Origin of the sequence: Tenggerimyces flavus (assembly GCF_016907715.1) — a bacterium.
Taxonomy (GTDB): Bacteria; Actinomycetota; Actinomycetes; order Propionibacteriales; family Actinopolymorphaceae; genus Tenggerimyces; species Tenggerimyces flavus.
Map to the genome: position 1 here is coordinate 3,974,898 of NZ_JAFBCM010000001.1, position 18,061 is coordinate 3,992,958.

An 18,061-nucleotide genomic window follows, 5' to 3' on the forward strand; every position below is an offset into this window, starting at 1 on the left:
CATGACCTCGAGCATCTACAACGTCGCGTTCGACAGCGCCGATCCGTACGCGATCGCCTCGTTCTGGAGCGCGGTGACGGGACGACCGCTGGCCTCCGACGACAACCCGGGTGACCCGGTCGCGACGGTCAAGCTGGAGAACGGCGTGACGCTGTACTTCGAGACCGTGCCCGAGGGGAAGACCGTCAAGAACCGCGTGCACCTGTGCATGCGCCCCGACCGGGGCAAGACCCGCGACGAGGAAGTCGAGCGCCTCCTCGCCCTCGGCGCCACCATCGTCGCCGACCGCCGGCGGATCGACGGCGACAGCAGGGGCTGGGTGGTGTTCGCCGACCCGGAGGGCAACGAGTTCGACATCCTCCACGAAGGCGTCGGCCGCGGCTAGCCACCGCTGGAGTTGTTGGACAGTCGTCGGCTTCTATCCCGAGAACTGTCCAACAAGTCGGCGCGCGCGGGGGTGGGGTCAGGCGGCGACGGCCAGGGAAGGCATGGCGCCGGTGGCGTGGTGGGTCGACGAGCTGCACCAGCCGTGTTCGGTGAGCAGGATCAGCTCGCCCGTCCACACGTCGAGGCGGTGGTCGGACAGGCGCCAGCCGGCGAGCCAGCGGCGGTCGTCGACGCAGAGCGACGGGGCGCCCTGGCGGATGACGACGGTGACGAACGAGTGCCGCGGCAGGCCCGCGGTGAGGCGCGGCCCGTACAGGCGGCGGGCGGCGGTCCGGATCAGCTTCGCGCAGTCACGGACATCGCCCGGTGCCGGCGACTGTTCGTAAACGATCGTGGTGTCGAGCAGCTGCTGGATCGTGTCCGGGTGTTCGACCAGGCCGACGACCACGAGGCCAGGGCGGAGCTCATGCCGGCGCGCCATGCCGTCCAGCGTGGCGGCCGGGTCTCGGAGCTCCCAGGGGTTGTGTCCCATGTCACACATGGTGCATCATCCAGCGCGCGGATGGTAAGTAATTTCCAGAACTCGTGGCACTCCTGTAATGATTCAACGCTCACCGTGCGCGACCAGTGACGGAGTGTGGTCACGATCCCAGAACGGTGATCACCACGCGCCGGTTCTTCTGCCGGTTCGCCGCCGAGGTGTTCGGGACCGCCGGCGCCGCCTCGCCGAAGCCCTTCGTCGTGATCCGATCCGCTGGGAAACCCGCCGACTTCACCAGCCAGTCGGCGACCGAACGAGCCCGCCGTTCGGACAGCCGGAGCCCGTACGTCTCGTCGCCGCGGTCGTCGGTGTGCCCCTCGACCCGCAGCCGCGCGTTCGGCGACTTCGCCCTGATCTGCGCGGCGATGTCCCGCAGTGCCGCCTCCGCGTCGCGCCGGATCTCCGACTTGTCCGTGTCGAACAGCACGTTGCCCGGCGCGACGTACGACACCGTGCCCTCCCCAGTGAGCACGTCGACGTCCGACCGCCCTTCAAGCTTCCGCGACTCCAGCCGGCCGGGATCGACGTCGACGTCCGGCAACCGCACCGGCGGGATCCGTACGGTCTCCACCCGCACGCTCGACTGGCTGCCGCCCGGTCGAGCCGCGCCGTTGCGGGCGATCCCCTTCCGTACCGCGCCCTTCCGGGTCACCGCGGGAAGCTCGCCGTCGTCCTCCACCTGGCACGCCTGCGGCGTGTAAGCCTCCGGCGCCGACGCGCCGGCAACGGACACCGCCGCGAACGTCTTCGCGGGTTGCGAGCCCGAAGCCGGCAGCACGCTTTCCGGGATCGTCACCGGTGGGATCGATGCCGCACTGATCCGCACCGCGCCGAGGCAGCCGCCCGGAGCGTCGTACGAAACGACGCACCCGGCATCCACCACCTGCGACGGGATCGTGAACCCGGGCACCAGCGTCGCGCCATCGGGCCCGGTCACGGACGGAACAGTGACCGCCGCCACCACGATGTCGGGCAGGTCGCGAATGGTACGTCCCGGACCTTTCGCGCACGCGGTGTTCACTGTCGGACTCGGTGCAGGAGAGGCTGTGCCCGTTGTGGACGGCGAACCGCTTGGTGACATCGATGGGAGTGTCGGGCTCGCCGTGCCTACTGACCTGCCAGACTCTGTCGCTGTCGTTGAGGGCCCGCCCAAATCTTCACCCGACGAGCTGCTACAAGCGGCCAATGTCACTGTGGCGGCAATTGCGGCTACACAATGCCACAAGGGGCGAGACTCGACGTTCACTGACCAAGTGTCACACGGAAGAATGTCCAGCTTCACGGATTACGCGCAGATTAAGCATTGGTTAATCCGTCGATATCCATGAACTCGGGGTACGCCTCGACGATATTCTCTCGCGAGTCAGGCACGTTCGCCTGCGAGCGCCCCGGGGAGAGGTCGCTCGCACACACGACGCCGGTAGGGGTGGGGATCCCGTGAGTTTGACCAACGTGGGCGCGAGCATGCCCAAGCGCGCTCACCAGAGGGCGTGGTCGCGATGACCGTGCTCATGAGTCAGCCGAGCAACGGCTTCGGCTTCAGCGACATCGTGGAGTGGATCACGTCGATCTCCTTCTCCGGCGAGGATCTGTCGCACTGGCGGGCACTTGTCCCGCTCGCGGTCGCGGGGGTGGTCGTCTGGGCACTCTGGTTGTACAGGTTCACGCTGTCGAGGTTCGCGCATCCGACGGTGAACAACTTCGAGACGACCACCTCGGTCGTCGTCCCGTCGTACCACGAGGATCCGGACATCCTGCTGCGCTGCCTGCAGACCTGGCGCGCGCAGAAGCCGACCGAGATCATCGTCGTGCTGGACGTCGCCGACGAGGAGTGCTGGGAGCAGCTGGCCGCGCTGCAGGACCCGACCCTCAAGGTGATCATGTACAAGCACGCCGGCAAGCGCTCGGCGCTCGGCGTCGGAATTCGCGAAGCAATGGGAGAAGTCCTCGTTCTTACCGATTCCGACACCATGTGGCAGCCGGGTCTGCTAAAGGCGGTGCAACACCCGTTCGCCGATCCGTCGGTCGGTGCGGTCAGTACTCAGCAGAATGTGTACGAACGATCCACCAGCATTTGGCGACGCATTGCCGACTGGTTGGTGAACCTGCGGTACTACGACTACGTCCCCGCGATGGGACGGGCCGGCGCGGTCGCCTGCGTGTCCGGGCGAACGGGCGCCTACCGGCGCAGCGTCGTGCTCCCCGTGCTCGACAACCTGGAGAACGAGTTCTTCCTCGGCCGGCGCTGTGTCTCCGGTGACGACGGACGGCTGACCTGGCTCGTGCTGGCCTCCGGCTACAAGACCGTGCACCAGTCGAACGCCCGCGCGCTGTCGATGTTCCCGGGCAAGTTCGCCGCGTTCGTCAAGCAGCGTGTGCGATGGAGCCGGAACTCCTACCGCTGCTACCTCACCGCCCTGTGGAAGGGCTGGCTGTGGCGCGTCCCGTTCGTCACGAAGGTGACCGTGCTGCAGATCCTGCTCACGCCGGTGACGATGGGCATCACGATCGGCTACCTGGTGTTCAGCCGGCTGGAGATGGCCTGGCAGAGCATCGTGCTGGCGATCGCCTGGCTGATGATCGCGCGCGGCATCCGCGGCATCTCGCACCTGCGCAAGCACCCGTTCGAGATCCTGCTGCTCCCGGTCGTGACGATGACGGTCATCCTCATCGCGCTGCCGATCAAGCTGTACGCGTTCGTCACGATGAACAAGCAGGGTTGGCTGACGCGGTCCGAGAACACCATCGGTGGCGAGTCGCAGAACGCGGCGTCGCTGCACCGGCGCAGCCGGACCAAGGACCTGCAGACGGAGCCCGTCTCGTGACCACCCGCCGCCGCGTCTCGCGTGCCTTCACTCTGATCGTCGTCGTGCTGTTGGCCGGGCTGCTGGTCAACCAGGCAGCGTCGGCGACCATCCGTACGGACAAGACGCCGGAGTCCTCCTCGTCGCCCAAGGCGAAGAAGTCGCCGAAGCCGACGAAGTCCCCGACCAGCAAGGCGACCTCGACCCCGCCGCCGGACTCCAGCGAGTCCGAGGACCCGATCACGTCGGGCGGTACGTCGACGAGCCACGAGCGCGTCATCAAGGCCAAGCCGTACAACGGCGACCCGGAGAGCGAGGCAGCTCTGGTCGCGGACGAGGACCGCCGGCTGACCGAGATCCGTACGGTCGACTCGTTGGCGCGCTGGAGCAAGACCGCGCTCAACACGCCGTACCGCCTCGCCACCGGCTCGGCGTACACGCTCGTGCTCACCCAGCGGAAGAAGCCGTACACGGTCAAGGACCTGCTGGGGCTCGCGCCGCAGACGTTCCTCCGCCAACCCGACGGCTGGTATCTGCTGCAGGAGCACCTCGTGGTGCAGGCCGGCGCGACGTTGAACCTGACGGCGTCCGGCGGCCTGAAGCTGCGACTCGCGAGCGACCCGGACGGTTTCGTCTCGATCGTCAACTACGGCGGCACGCTGAACATCCAAGGTGCACAGGGCAAACCCACGCAGATCGTCAGCTGGGACCGGGAGAGCGACAGCGCTGACCTGCTCACCGACGACGGGCGTGCGTACGTCCGTTCCATCGGCGGCCAGGTGCTGCTGCGGCACGCTCAGCTGACCGACCTCGGCTTCTGGAGCGGCCGGACCGGTGGTCTGTCACTGACCGGAACGGACCGCCCCAACAGCGGCCAGCTCGACAAGCTCGGCAAGACCATGGACGTCGGCAAGCGGGCGAAGCGCGAACGCGAGGCCGAGGAAGCGGCGAAGAAGAAGGACGAGAAGGACGAGCCGTCCCTCGGCACCGCCGGCAAGTCCTCGCTCAGCGAGGTCCTGCCGTCCGGCGACCTCCCGCTCGACGTCGACATCGCCGACCCGGAGTACAGCTACGTGTCGGCGTCGGTGCTGAGCACCACGATCAAGGGCAACGCGTTCGGCCTGTTCGTCGCGAGCGCGAACGGCCTCGAGGTGAAGGACAGCCGCTTCGACAACAGCCTGGTCGACGGGCTGGTCATGCACCGGTACGTGCAGAACGCGGTCGTCGAGTCGGTGTCCGCGAGCGGCAACGCCGGCGACGGGTTCGTCCTCTCGCGGGCGACGACCGGCATCGTGATGTCGGAGATCCAGGCGAGCCGCAACCACCGCAACGGGCTCACGATGTCCGGCCTGCCGCTCGCCGACGGGCCGAGCGCGACGGGTTCGAGCCTCGGGAGCTACGGCAACAACAACGTCTCCAACAGCACGTTCGAGGAGAACGCGCGGTACGGCGTCGAGGTCATCGGCGGGCAGAACGTCGGTGTCAGCGCCAACGACCTGAACGGAGGCGACATGGGCGTCGTCGTCCGCGGCGGCGCCAAGGACGTCTCCGTGGTCGGCAACCGGGTCAGCCTCCCCGCCCGCCAGGGCATCGCGCTCCGCGACGGCGTCACCGGCGCGGTCGTGTCGGGCAACATCATCGACGGCGGCAACACCAGCGTGTACCTGCGGAACGCGGTGGCGACGGTCAAGCGCAACACGCTGACCGACGCGACCATGCATGCGGTGACACTGGTCGGCGACGTAGGCTCGACAGAGGTGACCGGTAACACGATCAGCGGCCGTGGGCCGAGCGCGATCGACGCCAAGCGGGCCGAGGACCTCAACATGCGACGCTGGGACAACGAGAACAGCTGGAACGACACCACGCCGTTCTTCGTGACCCTGAAGCGGTTCCTGCAGCCGCTGACGGCGATGTGGATCATCCTCGCCACGCTGTTGCTGTTCACGGCCGCGCGCGGTGCGCGCCGAGTGCGCAGGTTCATCCACCCGTACGCCGACAAGGCCGCGGTCACCAACGGCATCCCGCGGTCGGTGACCCAGGCCGGGGCTCGGTCGTGACGCGACGAGACTGGACGATCGCTGGAATCTCCGCCGCGGTGGTCGCGGTCCTCGCGCTCGTGATCGCCGCCATGGTGTGGCCGGATTCGCCGGATCCGCGCGCGGCCGGCAGCACGACCTCGACCGTGCCGGAGTCGCCGCTGCCGAACCCGTTGCTCACGACGTCGGCCGACCCCGAGCCTGAGGTCACCGACCCCGCGGCGAAGCCCGACGACGAAAAGAAGGAAGAAGAGAAAGAGGAAGACGAGAAGGACAAGGAGAAGAAGCGGCCCGAGGACGCGGCGCTGCTCGCGGACGCGCCGGCCGCCGGCGAGGGGCAGCTGCCCGACTCGCAGCCGGTGACCTGTCCGCAGGCGACCGTCGAGGTGTCCGACGCGAACGGCCTGGCGAAGGCCCTCGAGGAGGCGCAGCCCGGAGCAGTCATCGGGCTGGCGGACGGGACGTACGGCGGCAAGTTCGTGACGTCGGCGTCGGGAACGCCGGAGCAGCCGATCTACTTGTGTGGTGGGGCAGGCGCCGTTCTCGACGGCGAGAACATCAAGGGCGGTTACGTCTTCCACCTCAACCAGGCGAAGCATTGGCGCCTGGTCGGGTTCACCGTCACCAACGGGCAGAAGGGTGTGATGGCCGACGGCACCGTGGGCTCGGTCATCCAGGGGTTGACCGTTCACACCATCGGTGACGAGGCGATCCACCTACGCAACTTCAGTACCGACAATGTCGTTCTGCAGAACAAGATCAGCAAGACCGGCCTCCGCCGCGACAAGTTCGGCGAGGGCGTGTACATCGGTACGGCGGTCAGCAACTGGTGCACGAACACCGACTGCAAGCCGGACCGCAGCGACCGCAACGTCGTCAAGGGCAACGACATCCGCGAGGTCTCCTCCGAGGCGATCGACATCAAGGAGGCGACCACCGGCGGGCTCGTCGAGGGCAACACGTTCGACGGCAAGTCCATCACCGGCGCGGACTCCTGGTTGGACATGAAGGGCAACAACTGGCTGGTCAGGGGCAACACCGGGACGAACTCGCCCCTGGACGGCTTCCAGACGCACCAGATCCTCAAGGGCTGGGGCGATCACAACGTGTTCACCCAGAACGTCGCGACGGTGAACGGTCCCGGCCACGGGTTCGCCCTCCGGCCGGCCGAGTCGAATGTCGTGAAGTGCGACAACCAGGTCTCCAATGCCGCCGAGGGCGTCAGCAACGAACCCTGTCAGTGAACCGTCCCGCTCGGTCGAGCGATACGGTAGGCGACCTTTGCAGCCTGAACTGTAACTCCCTGTAACCGCAAGTCGATGAACGAGCCGTTTGCTGGAGGATTGGATGTCGACCACCGAGGGCGCGAAGCCCCGTCTCACCGTTCTCGGCACCGGGTATCTCGGTGCCACGCACGCGATCTGCATGGCCGTGTTGGGCTTCGAGGTCCTCGGGATGGATGTCGACGAGGCGAAGATCGAGACGCTCCGGTCCGGCCGCGTCCCGTTCTACGAGCCCGGGCTTCCGGAGATGCTGCAGAAGGCGCTGGAGTCGGGGCGGCTGCGGTTCACCACGTCGTACGAGGAGGTCGCGGAGTTCGGCGACGTGCACTTCGTCTGCGTGGGAACGCCGCAGAGGAAGGGCTCGACGGCGGCGGACATGTCGTACGTGGACGCGGTGGTGTCCGGGCTCGCGCCGCACCTGGACCGGCGCGCGCTCATCGTCGGCAAGTCGACGGTCCCGGTCGGTACGGCGGCGCGGTTGACCTCGCTGGTGCAGTCGCTCGCGCCGGCGGGGACGGACATCGAGCTGGCGTGGAACCCGGAGTTCCTCCGCGAGGGCTTCGCGGTCGAGGACACGATGCGTCCTGACCGGCTGGTGTTCGGCGTGGCGTCGGACTGGGCGCGGGAGCGGCTGTCCGCCGCGTTCGCGCCGATGCTCGCCGCGGACGTTCCGCTGGTGGTGACGGATCTGCCGACGGCGGAGCTCGTGAAGGTGTCGGCGAACTCGTTCCTCGCCACGAAGATCTCGTTCATCAACGCGATGGCCGAGGTGTGTGAGGCGACCGGCGCGGACGTGCAGGATCTGGCGGCGGCGCTGGCGTACGACAACCGCATCGGCGGGCGCTTCCTGCGGCCGGGCCTCGGCTTCGGCGGCGGCTGCCTGCCGAAGGACATCCGCGCGTACATCCACCGCGCCGAGGAGCTCGGCGTCGGCCAGGCCGTCTCGTTCCTGCGCGAGGTGGACGCGATCAACCTGCGCCGCCGGGCCCGTACGGTCGACCTGATCCGCGCGCAGGCTGGGGGCTCGCTGGCCGGCGTGACCGTCTGCGCGCTCGGCGCGGCGTTCAAGCCGAACTCCGACGACATCCGCGACGCCCCGGCGTTGGACGTGGCGCGGCTGCTGCAGGAGGAGGGCGCGATCGTCCGCGTGTACGACCCGCAGGCGATGGACAACGCGCGGCGCGTTTACCCGGACCTGCACTACGCGTCCTCGGTCGCCGAAGCCGCCGCGGGTGCGCAGGTCGTGGCGCTGCTGACGGAGTGGGACCACTTCCGCGAGATCGACCCGGTCTGGCTGGGGGAACTGGTCGCGAAGAAGGCGATCGTCGATGGCCGGCACGCGCTCGACCAGTTCGCCTGGCGCGAGGCCGGCTGGGACTACAAGGCGCTCGGCCGCACCTGAGCTGCCGGGGGACCGTTTGGGTGAGGGGCACCCTGGTCCCATAGCCCGGCCCATCCACCATGTCCGATCAAACTGTGGGGTTCTGGTCGCAACACGCCGGCGTGTCGCGACCAGAACCCCACACTTTCGCCAAGGGCGGAGGGTCCCCTCGCTCGAGGAGGTTCGGACGAGGGTGCCCCCGACCCAAGCAAAGGTGGTGGCGATGGTTGGGGTGAGGGGGCCCCTGGTCCCATAGGTTCGGACGAGGGTGCCCCCGACCCAGTCAAAGGTGGTGGCGATGGTTGGGGTGAGGGGCACCCTGGTCCCATAGGTTCGGACGAGGGTGCCCCCGACCCAGTCAGACGACGGGTGCGCTAGCGTGCGAGCCCCGCTCGAAGCTGGTCGAGCAGGTCTACTCGCCAGCGGTCCCGGTCGGGGTACTGGTCGTCGCGGTTCCAGCGCATCGCCGCGACGCCCGCCCACGTGAGGATCCGGAACTGGTGCACGAGGTCGAGGTCGGCGCCGGGATAGAGCTCGGCGACCTCCTCGGGGAGGTACGCGAGGTCGTACTCGATCGGCCCGCGTTGGCAGGTCCCGAGGTCGATGAAGCGCGGGCCGGTGCTGGTGTTCAGCACATTCCCCGGGTGCGGCTCGCCGTGGAGCAGCTGCTCGGCCGTTCCCGCCTTCGCGATCCCCGCGGTCAGGGTGTCCTTGAGCAGCGCGCGGTCGCGCTCGGGGAGGTCCGGCGTACGTTCCCGGTCGTCCACCAGCGCGGTCCAGCCGTCGACGCGTTCGGTGACATGCGGCGCGTCCAGCTCGATCTGGCGCAGGCCGGTGTGGAGGCGGACGAGCGCGTCGACGTACTCCGCCGGCGCCAGGCCCGAGGTCCAGCCGAGCTGCTCGGGCGCCGGGCCGTCATGGTCGGCGACGACGGGCTCGTAGTACGTCCAGAACGTGATCGCGAAGCCGTCGCGGTCGTAGACGTCCGGCGCGCGGGGGTCGAGGCCGCCGATCGGGCTGTCGGTCGCGGCCAGGCGGCGGGCGACCTCCGCCTCGTACGCCATGCCGTCGTGCCAAGCGCCCGGTGCCACGCGGGCGAGCACGTCGCACGGATCCAGCCGCACGGCGATGCGGTCGGAGTTGTGCACGGCGACGGCGTCGCTGACGTCGAGGCCGAGCTCGGCGGCGGTCGTCGCGGCGGCGTCGACGGCGCGCCGGAGTACGGAGGGTTCCATCAGGGGTTCGTCCTGCGGGCGCGGGCGAGGACCTCGTACCGATCGCCGCGGTAGAGCGACCGGTCCGACTCGAGCACCGCGCCCGCGGCGTCGCGGGTGACGCCCGCGATCAGCAGGCAGGGTTGGCCCGGCTCGATCTCCAGCAGTTCGGCGTCGTGCGGGTCGGCGATCACCGCCTGGATGTTCGCGTCGCTCGTCGCCGGTCGCACCGACCACTGCTCCTCGATCGTGTCGAACAGGGACCGGTCCGCCCAGTCGAGCAGTTCCAGGCCCGGGAAACGGGAGGCGGAGACGTCCGTACGTTCCAACGCCATCGGTACGCCGTCCGCCAGCCGCAGCCGGACCAGGTGGAGGACGGGCTCGCCCTCGTCGACCTCCATCCGGGCGGCCGTACGGGAGGTCGCCGGCTCCACCGTCGCCGACAGCACCCGCGAGCCCGGCGTCATCCCGCGCGCCCGCATGTCGCGGCTGAACGACGTCAGCAGGTCGGTGTGCGCGGGCGTCGGCTCCGCCACCACCGTGCCGTGGCCGTGCCGGCGGAACAGCACGCCGTCGGTCACCATCCGTTCGATCTCCTGCCGAACGGTCGTCCGCGAGATCCCGAAGTGGTCCGCCAGCACGCGCTCGGACGGCATCAGCGCGCCGGGACCGCTGCGGTCGGCCAGCTCCTCGAGGATCTTGCGCAGCTGGTACCCCTTCGGCCGCCCCGACGCGATCTCGGTCGTCGTCAGCTTGCTGGGATCGATCTCGTGGCGGGTTCTGGGCATGACGCCCATCTTGAACGACGCGGCGCCTTGGCGCTCCCCGTACCCCTCGGAGACACGCCAGGAGCTATGGGCGTGGTGTCGGTGAACCATGTGATGCTGGGGCCATGGGACGCCATGACGTGCTGCTGGCCCGGGTACCGGAGGAGCTGGCCGAGCACGCCCGCGCGGTGATCGACTGGATGGTCGGCGACGTCATCGAGTTCACCGAGGTCGGCCAGGCCGACGTGCAGCGGTTGCTCTGGATCGACCTGCCGTCGCGCTGGCCGACGCCGTCGACGCAGTGGCTGCGGGTGGCGGAGGCGACCGCCTGGGTGTTCCAGCTGGCTGGGCGGCCTGGGCTGGCCGAGCTCGCGCGGTCTGACGAGACCGCGGAGATCCTGGCGGCGTACGCGCGGTCTGTCGAGGACGGCCTGCTGGCCGCGAACGCCGCGTACGCGCGGACGGGGACCAACCCGCCCGACACCGAGCTGTTGACCTGGGGCCGGCGGCTGTCGGCGGCCGAGGGCAATGCGTACGACGAGCTGCAGCGGGTGCTCGAGGCGGCGGTGATCGCGGGGGAGTACACGCCGGGTGGGAGTGCTTGGCGGCAGAAGCAGCGCGCGCTGACCGAGCGGTGGCTGACGTCGCCGAGCCAGCTGTTCGAGGGCATGTTGCCCCTGGAGGTGATCCACACCGAGCGCCGGGAGACCTGGTCGGAGACCGGCGAGCCGACGCGGATCGCGCTGCTCGGGCCGATCGCGGAGCTGTTGGTCGAGGCGCCGGAGGTGCCGGAGGACGAGCCGGCGACGTTGCGCTGGCTGCTCGGGCGTCTCGGCGACGGCGTACGCCTGACTCAGCGCGGCTACCTGCCGACCGAGCTGGTGCGGGCGGCGGACGAGAAGTTCGGCTGGAGCCCACCGGGGATGCGCGCGAGCACCGAGGCCAATCTGCAGCCGTTGCGGGAATTGCACGAGCTGGCCCGTTCGCAACGGCTGGTGACCAAGCGCCGCACGGACCTGCGCCTGTCGGCGCGCGGCCGGGCTCAGCTGCTGGAGTCGCCGCGGCTGTTCGAGACGGCGTCGGTGGCGTGGCTGGGGAGCCAGCTGTTCGAGGTCATGACCAACGAGATCCCGACGGCCATGCTGCTCGGCCACCCCGCGGACAGCCGGACCCTGTGCGCGGTGGCGTACGAAGCGGTGGCGCCCTCGTTCCGCGACCACGACGGCGAGCCGGTGCGGTTCTCCGACACCGAGTCGGTGGTGTGGAGCTGGATCCGCCGCGGCCTGGCGCTCGGCTTCGTCGAGGACCTGCCGAGGGATCTGCGGTACGCGCTCACCGACTCCGGCGAGGCCGCCGCGCTATGTGCGCTGCGGGCTCGCGCCCACGGTCCGCAGTCCTGAGCTTCTAGACCGCGCGGCGCAGGTCGCTCGCGAGGTTGCCTCGGTCCGCGACCTCGAGGTCGTCCAGCTCCAGCCAGCCCTGCAGGCGGCGGAGCTCCTCGGCGAGCTCCTTGGCGACATGCTTCGCGTTCTGTCCCGGCTCGGCGTACGCGCTCTGCACCATCAGCGTGCCGCGTTGGCGGTCGGCCTTGAGGTCGGTCCGGCCGACGAGGGTGTCGCCGAGCAGGAACGGCAGCACGTAGTAGCCGTACTGCCGCCGTTCGGCGGGCACGTACAGCTGCTGCGAGAGCGGGTTGGTGAAGCCGCAGAGCGCCTCGGCGGAGACGCGGATGAACGAGTCGAACGGGGTGAGCAGCGCCCGCGCGTTCACCTCGCGCGGCACCCGCGTGCCGGGGACGACGTAGCCGGGCTCCTTCCAGCCCTCGACCGCGATCTTCTCCAGCCGGCCTTCCTCGACGAGCTCGGCGATCCGCAGCTTCCAGTTCGGCCGCCTCCACCTGCCGTTCGGTGCGACGGTCAGCGTGCGGTGGCTGGGGGCCCAGAGACCGAGGTACGCGGCGACCATCTTCGCCGTGCCGACACCGACCGCCGCGGCCGCCAGGGCGAGCTGCTCGCGCTGCGCCTCCTCCGCCTCGACCTCGGGTGCGTCCAGGATCTCGCGGGGGATGACGCGCTCGGCGAGGTCGTAGAGCCTGGTGAACCCGCGCCGTCCGGCGACGGCGACGATGCCGCAGTCCAGCAGGTTCTCCAGCATGACCTTGCCGTCGTCCCAGTTCCACCACTGGCCCTTGCGGGGACGCGCGGTCGACAGTTCGGCGGCGGTCAGCGGGCCTCGTTCGACGACCTCGTCGTAGAGGGCGGCGATCAGGGCGTTGGTCGATCGCTTCGTTCCCCTCGGCCACGCGACCCAGTCCACCTCGCGGAGCGGCCAGGTGCGGTAGCGCTGCAACGGGTACAGCCGCATGGGCATCAGGCAGGCGGCGTGGCCCCAGGTCTCGAACAGCTCGCGGCGTACGTGGGTGAGCTCGTCGATCGCCGCCATCGGATACGGCCCGAGACGGGAGTAGACCGGGAGGTAGTGGGAGCGGACCAGCACGTTGATCGAGTCGAGCTGGAGGGCGAGGATCCGCAACGCGACCTTCCGGACCTGAGCCAGCGTGGCCTTCTTCACCGGCTCGCGCCCGAAGCCCTGCGCCACCAGGGCGACCCGACGGGCCTCGGCGAGCGACAGCTCCATGCCAGCCCACCCTAGCGTGACGCTGCCCGCTGTTGCCTCAGATACCATAGGGGGGTATGGTCTGGATCGGAAGTTGTGATACCCCTCGGGGGTAGATTCGAGACGGGATGGTGAACCGCATGCAGGCCGGCGTCAAGATCGGCGGGTTCGTGGTCGGGCTCGCGGCTATGTTCGGGGTCGCGTTCGCGGTGGGTTCCGCGGCGGCGCCTCCGGACAGCAAGACTGCCGCGCCGAAGCCCACGGTGACGCCGACCTCGGACGGGATGGCGGGGCACGGCGAGACCGAGCCGGCGGGCGAAGCCGAAGCCGAAGGCGAGGGCCACGGCGACGATGGGCACGGCGGAGCGGCCGAGGCCGCGACGTACGTCTCCGGCCTGGCCGCGACCGAGGCCGGCTTCACGCTGGTCCCGGCCCAGACGACCCTGACGCGCGGGCCTGCGGTGCCGTTCACGTTCACCGTGACCGGCCCGACCGGCAAGCCCGTCACCGAGTACACCAAGTCGCACGAGAAGGACCTGCACCTCATCGTCGTCCGCCGCGACCTGTCCGGCTTCCAGCACGTCCACCCGACCCGCGCCGCCGACGGATCCTGGTCGGTCGACCTCGACCTGAGGACCGCCGGGAGCTGGCGCGTGTTCGCCGACTTCAAGCCAACCGCGACCGGCGAGACGACCACGCTCGGCACCGATGTCACGGTCGCCGGCGACTTCCGCCCAGTGCCGCTCCCGGCCGTCACGCCGAAGAGCACCCTCGAGGGCTACGACGTGTCGATCGCCGGCCACGCCGTCGCCGGCGAGGAGTCCACGTTGACGTTCACGCTCGCCAAGAACGGCAAGCAGCTCGCCGACCTGCAGCCCTACCTCGGCGCGTTCGGCCACCTCGTCTCGCTCCGCGCGAGCGACCTCGCCTACCTGCACACGCACCCCGCCGAAGAGGCGCACGCCGGGGACACGGGCGGGCCGGCGATCGAGTTCGCGACGACGTTCCCCACGCCCGGTACGTACCGGCTGTTCCTGGACTTCCAGCACGCCGGCCAGGTCCACACCGCGGAGTTCACCGTGGAGGTGACCAAGTGAGTACGTCCGTCGAACTCTCGATCGGCGGCATGACCTGCGCGTCGTGCGCCGCGCGGATCGAGAAGAAGCTGAACAAGCTGGACGGCGTCGTCGCGACCGTCAACTACGCCACGGAGAAGGCGAAGGTGACCTACGACGACAAGGTCGGCACTGACCAGCTGATCGCCACGGTCGAGGCGACCGGCTACACCGCCGAGCTGCCCAAGCCGCCGGAAGCCGAGCCTGTCGCCGAAGAGGTCGACGAGCTGCGGCCGCTGCGCGACCGTTTGATCGCGTCGATCGTGCTCACCGTTCCGGTGATCGCGCTCGGCATGATTCCCGCGCTGCAGTTCACGTTCTGGCAGTGGCTGTCGTTGACGCTCGCAGCGCCGGTCGTGACCTGGGCCGCGTGGCCGTTCCACAAAGCCACGTTGACGAATCTCCGCCACGGCGCCGCGACGATGGACACGCTGATCTCGCTCGGCGTGGTGGCCGCGACGGCGTGGTCGGTGTACGCGCTGTTCTGGGGCGGTGCGGGCGAGCCGGGCATGAAGATGCCGTTCACGCTGATCCCTTCGCGCGGTACGGGCGAGGCCGAGATCTATCTCGAGGTCGCTGCCGGGGTCACCATGTTCATCCTGCTCGGGCGCTACCTGGAGGCACGGGCGAAGCGGCGTTCCGGCACGGCGTTGCGAACGTTGCTGGACCTCGGCGCGAAGGACGTCGCGCTGCTGCGGAACGGCGACGAGAAGCGGGTGTCGATCTCGTCGCTGGTGGTGGGGGACGAGTTCGTCGTCCGTCCGGGCGAGAAGATCGCGACCGACGGCATCGTCGTCTCCGGCAACAGCGCGGTCGACCTGTCCATGTTGACAGGGGAGTCGGTGCCGGTCGAGGTCGGCGTCGACGATGCCGTCGTGGGCGCGACCGTCAACGCTGGTGGGCGATTGGTCGTACGAGCGACCCGGGTCGGCGCGGACACACAGCTCGCGCAGCTGGCGCGCCTGGTCGAGGACGCGCAGAACGGCAAGGCCGCCGTGCAGCGGCTCGCGGACCGGATCTCGGCGGTGTTCGTACCGATCGTGATCACCATTGCCGTGGCGACGCTCGGCTTCTGGCTCGGCAGTGGCGCTTCCCCGCAGGTCGCGTTGACCGCTGCCGTCGCGGCACTGATCATCGCCTGCCCGTGTGCGTTGGGACTCGCGACGCCGACCGCGTTGCTGGTCGGTACGGGACGTGGCGCGCAGCTCGGCGTGCTGATCAAGGGTCCGGAGGTGCTGGAGTCGACGCGGCGTGTGGACACCGTCGTGCTGGACAAGACCGGAACGGTGACGAGCGGGCGGATGTCGCTGGTCGAGGTGCTGGTCGCGCCGGGGGAGTCGCGCGCGGAGGTGCTGCGGCTGGCCGGGGCGCTCGAGCACGCGAGTGAGCACCCGATCGCGCGGGCGGTCGCTTCGGCCGCGCTTTCGGAGGCCGGCACGTTGCCGGACGTCGAGGGCTTTCAGAACGTCGAGGGTCTCGGTGTGCAAGGTGTGGTTGACGGTCACGCCGTGATCGTCGGCCGGGTGCGGTTGTTGGAGGAGTGGAGCCAGCGGCTGCCGGCCGAGCTCGCGGCCGCGCACGCGGAGATCGAGGCGTCCGGTCGTACGGCGATCGCGGTCGGTTGGGACGGTCAGGCCCGCGCGGTGCTCGTCGTCTCGGACACGGTCAAGCCGACGTCCGCGCGGGCGGTCGCAGAGCTGCGCAAGCTGGGCTTGCGCCCGATCCTGCTGACCGGGGATAACGAAGCTTTGGCGCGCGCGGTCGCGGCGCAAGTCGGGATTGACGAGGTCGTCGCGGGGGTGCTGCCTGCCGACAAGGTCGACGTGATCAAGCGGCTGCAGACCGAGGGCCGGGTCGTCGCGATGGTCGGTGACGGGGTGAACGACGCCGCCGCGCTGGCTCAGGCGGACCTCGGACTCAGCATGGGCACGGGCACGGACGTCGCGATCGAGGCGAGCGACCTCACGCTCGTTCGCGGTGACCTGATGGCCGCGGTCGACGCGATTCGCCTGTCCAGGCACACGTTGCGGATCATCAAGGGCAACCTGTTCTGGGCGTTCGCGTACAACGTCGCCGCGCTGCCTCTCGCGGCCGCCGGCCTGTTGAACCCGTTGCTCGCCGGCGCGGCGATGGCGTTCAGCTCGGTGTTCGTGGTGACGAACAGCCTGCGCCTGCGACGGTTCAGGTCGTCGGCTTCCTGAGCTCAACCACGTAAGGGCTCTCGCGCGTCTTCGCGACCTCGAGGCCGGCGTCAAGGGCGAATTGACGGAACTCGTCGAGCGACCGGTTGCGGCCGCCGAGGAGGACGGCCTCGAGGGTGAGCTGGTCGGCCGCGTGCTCGTCCGGGGACACGCCTCCTCTGATGAGGACGCGGCCGTCGTCGTTCATCGCGGCGGCGCACCGCCGCAGGATCGCGACGACCTCCTCGTCCGGCCAGTCGTTGAGAATGCTCGCGAGCACGTAGCAGTCGGAACCCGCTGGCAGCTCGTCGAAGAAGCTCTGCGCGACGGCGGTGACGCGGTCGGCGACGCCGGCTGCTTCGAACAGCGCTTCCGACTCCGCGACGGTCTGCGGAAGGTCGACGAGCGTGCCGTGCAGGTGCGGAGCGGCCTTGAGGATCTCGGCGAGCAGTCCGCCGGTCCCGCCGCCGACGTCGACCACGGTGCGTACGGTCTCCCAGTCGGTGAGGCGTGGGTCGGGCGTGCCGTGCCCGACGGTGCCCATCAGCGCGTCGAAGGCGTGCCGGAGCTTGGGGTTCGCGTCGAGGTCCTCCCAGAACGGGCGGCCGAAACGTTCGGCGTACGCGGGTTTTCCGGTGCGGACGGCCTCGAGCAGGGTGCCCCAGGAGTGCGCGAACCGGCCGCCGAGCCCGTCCAGATCGCTGCTCAGCTTGAGGCCCTCGTCGAGGAGTTGCTCGGCGGTGTCGTTCAACGCGAACTCGCCTGGCGCGGGCTCGTCGAACACGCCCTTCGCGACGAGGTGCCGCAGCACGCGGCGCAGGAACGTCGGGTCGCACTCGGCTTCCCGGGCGAGCTCCGTGACGTTCGACGTGCCGGCCTGGACGCGGTCGGCGATCCGCAGCGTGATCGCGACGTGCACGCACCACGGAGTCGTCAGGTCGAGCAGCTGCATCACGCTAGTCATCGCTGTCCTCCTCGGACCAGGAGCTGGCAGGGCCGGAGAGCGCGCCGCCCTCGACCGGGAGGGTGATCCCGCTGATCCAGCTCGCGTCGTCGGAGGCGAGGAACGCGACCGCGGCCGCGATGTCCGCGGGCTCCCCGACCCTGCGGAGTGGGTAGAGCCGCTGGGCGAGGTGACGCAGCATGTCCTCGCGGCCGTCCCAGTTGCGGGTACGGATCGTGCCGGGCGCGACGACGTTGAAGCGGAGTCCGCGCGGACCGTACTGCTTGGTGAGGTTCTTGACGAGGTTCTGCAGGCCTGCCTTCGCGGTGGAGTACGCGATGTCGCCGAACGCCGCGATGCCGTTGACCGAGCCGATCGAGACGACGTTGCCCTTGCCGCGCAGCAGCTGCGGGAGCGCGGCGCGGGTGCAGCGGACGGCGCCGAACAGGTTCAGGTCGAGCTGCTGTTGCCAGTGCGCGTCGTCGCCCTCGTCGAACGGGACGCCGCTGCCCTGCCCGGCGTTGTTGACGAGCACGTCGAGTCCGCCGAGCTGCTCGACGGCGGTGCCGATCGCCGTACGGACGTCCTCGTCGTCGGTGACGTCGCAGCGGACCGCTTGTGCGCCCCCGCCCAGCTCGCTCGCCAGCGCTTCGGCGGCCGCGAGGTCGAGGTCGGCGAGCGCGACCCTGGCGCCCTCACCGGCCAACCGTTCCGCGATCGCCCGCCCGATCCCATGAGCGGCCCCGGTGACGAGCGCCGCCTTCCCCTCGAACCTCAGCATCCGGCACAGC

General features: G+C 69.7%; 15 protein-coding genes. 8 read left to right on the plus strand and 7 right to left on the minus strand.

Annotation, left to right across the window (positions count from 1 at the left end; translation table 11 throughout):
* Position 1 precedes the first annotated feature (1 nt).
* On the plus strand, positions 2 to 385 hold the full coding sequence (locus JOD67_RS18560) for a VOC family protein (protein WP_205118869.1): 384 nt from the start codon (positions 2 to 4) through the stop codon (positions 383 to 385).
* A 78-nt stretch (positions 386 to 463) separates the two neighbouring features.
* Here JOD67_RS18560 and JOD67_RS18565 read toward each other — a convergent pair whose 3' ends face one another.
* Both JOD67_RS18565 and JOD67_RS18570 read right to left on the minus strand, forming a co-directional pair.
* Positions 464 to 919, minus strand: a complete 456-nt coding sequence (locus tag JOD67_RS18565; RefSeq protein ID WP_205118870.1) for a hypothetical protein — start codon at positions 917 to 919, stop codon at positions 464 to 466.
* A gap of 109 nt (positions 920 to 1,028) precedes the next feature.
* A complete protein-coding gene (locus JOD67_RS18570; RefSeq protein ID WP_205118871.1) occupies positions 1,029 to 1,865 on the minus strand; it encodes an OmpA family protein in 837 nt (278 codons plus the stop codon).
* Positions 1,866 to 2,427: 562 nt separating this feature from the next.
* Between JOD67_RS18570 and JOD67_RS18575 the strand changes: the two genes are divergently transcribed.
* The 4 genes from JOD67_RS18575 (at position 2,428) to JOD67_RS18590 (ending at position 8,456) form a co-directional block, all read left to right on the plus strand.
* Entirely contained in the window at positions 2,428 to 3,753 is a 1,326-nt protein-coding gene (locus JOD67_RS18575) for a glycosyltransferase (RefSeq protein ID WP_239553905.1), read from the plus strand.
* Positions 3,750 to 5,792, plus strand: a complete 2,043-nt coding sequence (locus JOD67_RS41950) for a right-handed parallel beta-helix repeat-containing protein (RefSeq protein ID WP_205118872.1) — start codon at positions 3,750 to 3,752, stop codon at positions 5,790 to 5,792. Before JOD67_RS18575 ends, JOD67_RS41950 begins: the two co-directional genes overlap by 4 nt.
* Positions 5,789 to 7,015: a right-handed parallel beta-helix repeat-containing protein gene (locus JOD67_RS41955; RefSeq protein ID WP_307782443.1), complete on the plus strand. Its 1,227-nt coding sequence runs from the start codon at positions 5,789 to 5,791 to the stop codon at positions 7,013 to 7,015. The genes JOD67_RS41950 and JOD67_RS41955 overlap by 4 nt, the downstream gene beginning before the upstream one ends.
* 103 nt (positions 7,016 to 7,118) lie before the next feature.
* The gene (locus JOD67_RS18590; RefSeq protein WP_205118873.1) at positions 7,119 to 8,456 is read left to right on the plus strand and encodes a UDP-glucose dehydrogenase family protein; all 1,338 of its coding nucleotides are present in this window, start codon (positions 7,119 to 7,121) and stop codon (positions 8,454 to 8,456) included.
* 353 nt (positions 8,457 to 8,809) lie between these two features.
* Here the strand turns inward: JOD67_RS18590 and JOD67_RS18595 are convergent, their stop codons facing one another.
* Both JOD67_RS18595 and JOD67_RS18600 read right to left on the minus strand, forming a co-directional pair.
* Positions 8,810 to 9,670, minus strand: a complete 861-nt coding sequence (locus JOD67_RS18595; RefSeq protein WP_205118874.1) for a phosphotransferase — start codon at positions 9,668 to 9,670, stop codon at positions 8,810 to 8,812.
* The gene (locus JOD67_RS18600) at positions 9,670 to 10,437 is read right to left on the minus strand and encodes a GntR family transcriptional regulator (protein WP_205118875.1); all 768 of its coding nucleotides are present in this window, start codon (positions 10,435 to 10,437) and stop codon (positions 9,670 to 9,672) included. Before JOD67_RS18600 ends, JOD67_RS18595 begins: the two co-directional genes overlap by 1 nt.
* A gap of 104 nt (positions 10,438 to 10,541) precedes the next feature.
* Here JOD67_RS18600 and JOD67_RS18605 point away from each other — a divergent pair, with 104 nt between their 5' ends.
* Positions 10,542 to 11,816, plus strand: coding sequence for a hypothetical protein (locus JOD67_RS18605; RefSeq protein ID WP_205118876.1), 1,275 nt, complete (start codon positions 10,542 to 10,544; stop codon positions 11,814 to 11,816).
* A 4-nt stretch (positions 11,817 to 11,820) separates the two neighbouring features.
* On the opposite strand, the gene JOD67_RS18610 is transcribed toward JOD67_RS18605, so the two are convergent.
* Positions 11,821 to 13,053, minus strand: coding sequence for a winged helix-turn-helix domain-containing protein (locus JOD67_RS18610; RefSeq protein ID WP_205118877.1), 1,233 nt, complete (start codon positions 13,051 to 13,053; stop codon positions 11,821 to 11,823).
* A 119-nt stretch (positions 13,054 to 13,172) separates the two neighbouring features.
* On the opposite strand from JOD67_RS18610, the gene JOD67_RS18615 reads away from it, so the two are divergent.
* Positions 13,173 to 14,129, plus strand: a complete 957-nt coding sequence (locus tag JOD67_RS18615; RefSeq protein ID WP_205118878.1) for a DUF8832 domain-containing protein — start codon at positions 13,173 to 13,175, stop codon at positions 14,127 to 14,129.
* Positions 14,126 to 16,348 carry a heavy metal translocating P-type ATPase gene (locus tag JOD67_RS18620; RefSeq protein WP_307782444.1) on the plus strand — a complete coding sequence of 741 codons (2,223 nt, stop codon included), beginning with the start codon at positions 14,126 to 14,128 and terminating at the stop codon, positions 16,346 to 16,348. Before JOD67_RS18615 ends, JOD67_RS18620 begins: the two co-directional genes overlap by 4 nt.
* On the opposite strand, the gene JOD67_RS18625 is transcribed toward JOD67_RS18620, so the two are convergent.
* Both JOD67_RS18625 and JOD67_RS18630 read right to left on the minus strand, forming a co-directional pair.
* On the minus strand, positions 16,329 to 17,291 hold the full coding sequence (locus JOD67_RS18625; protein WP_205118879.1) for a methyltransferase: 963 nt from the start codon (positions 17,289 to 17,291) through the stop codon (positions 16,329 to 16,331). The genes JOD67_RS18620 and JOD67_RS18625 overlap by 20 nt on opposite strands.
* Entirely contained in the window at positions 17,284 to 18,051 is a 768-nt protein-coding gene (locus JOD67_RS18630; RefSeq protein WP_205118880.1) for an SDR family NAD(P)-dependent oxidoreductase, read from the minus strand. Before JOD67_RS18630 ends, JOD67_RS18625 begins: the two co-directional genes overlap by 8 nt.
* Between the last annotated feature and the right edge of the window lie 10 nt (positions 18,052 to 18,061).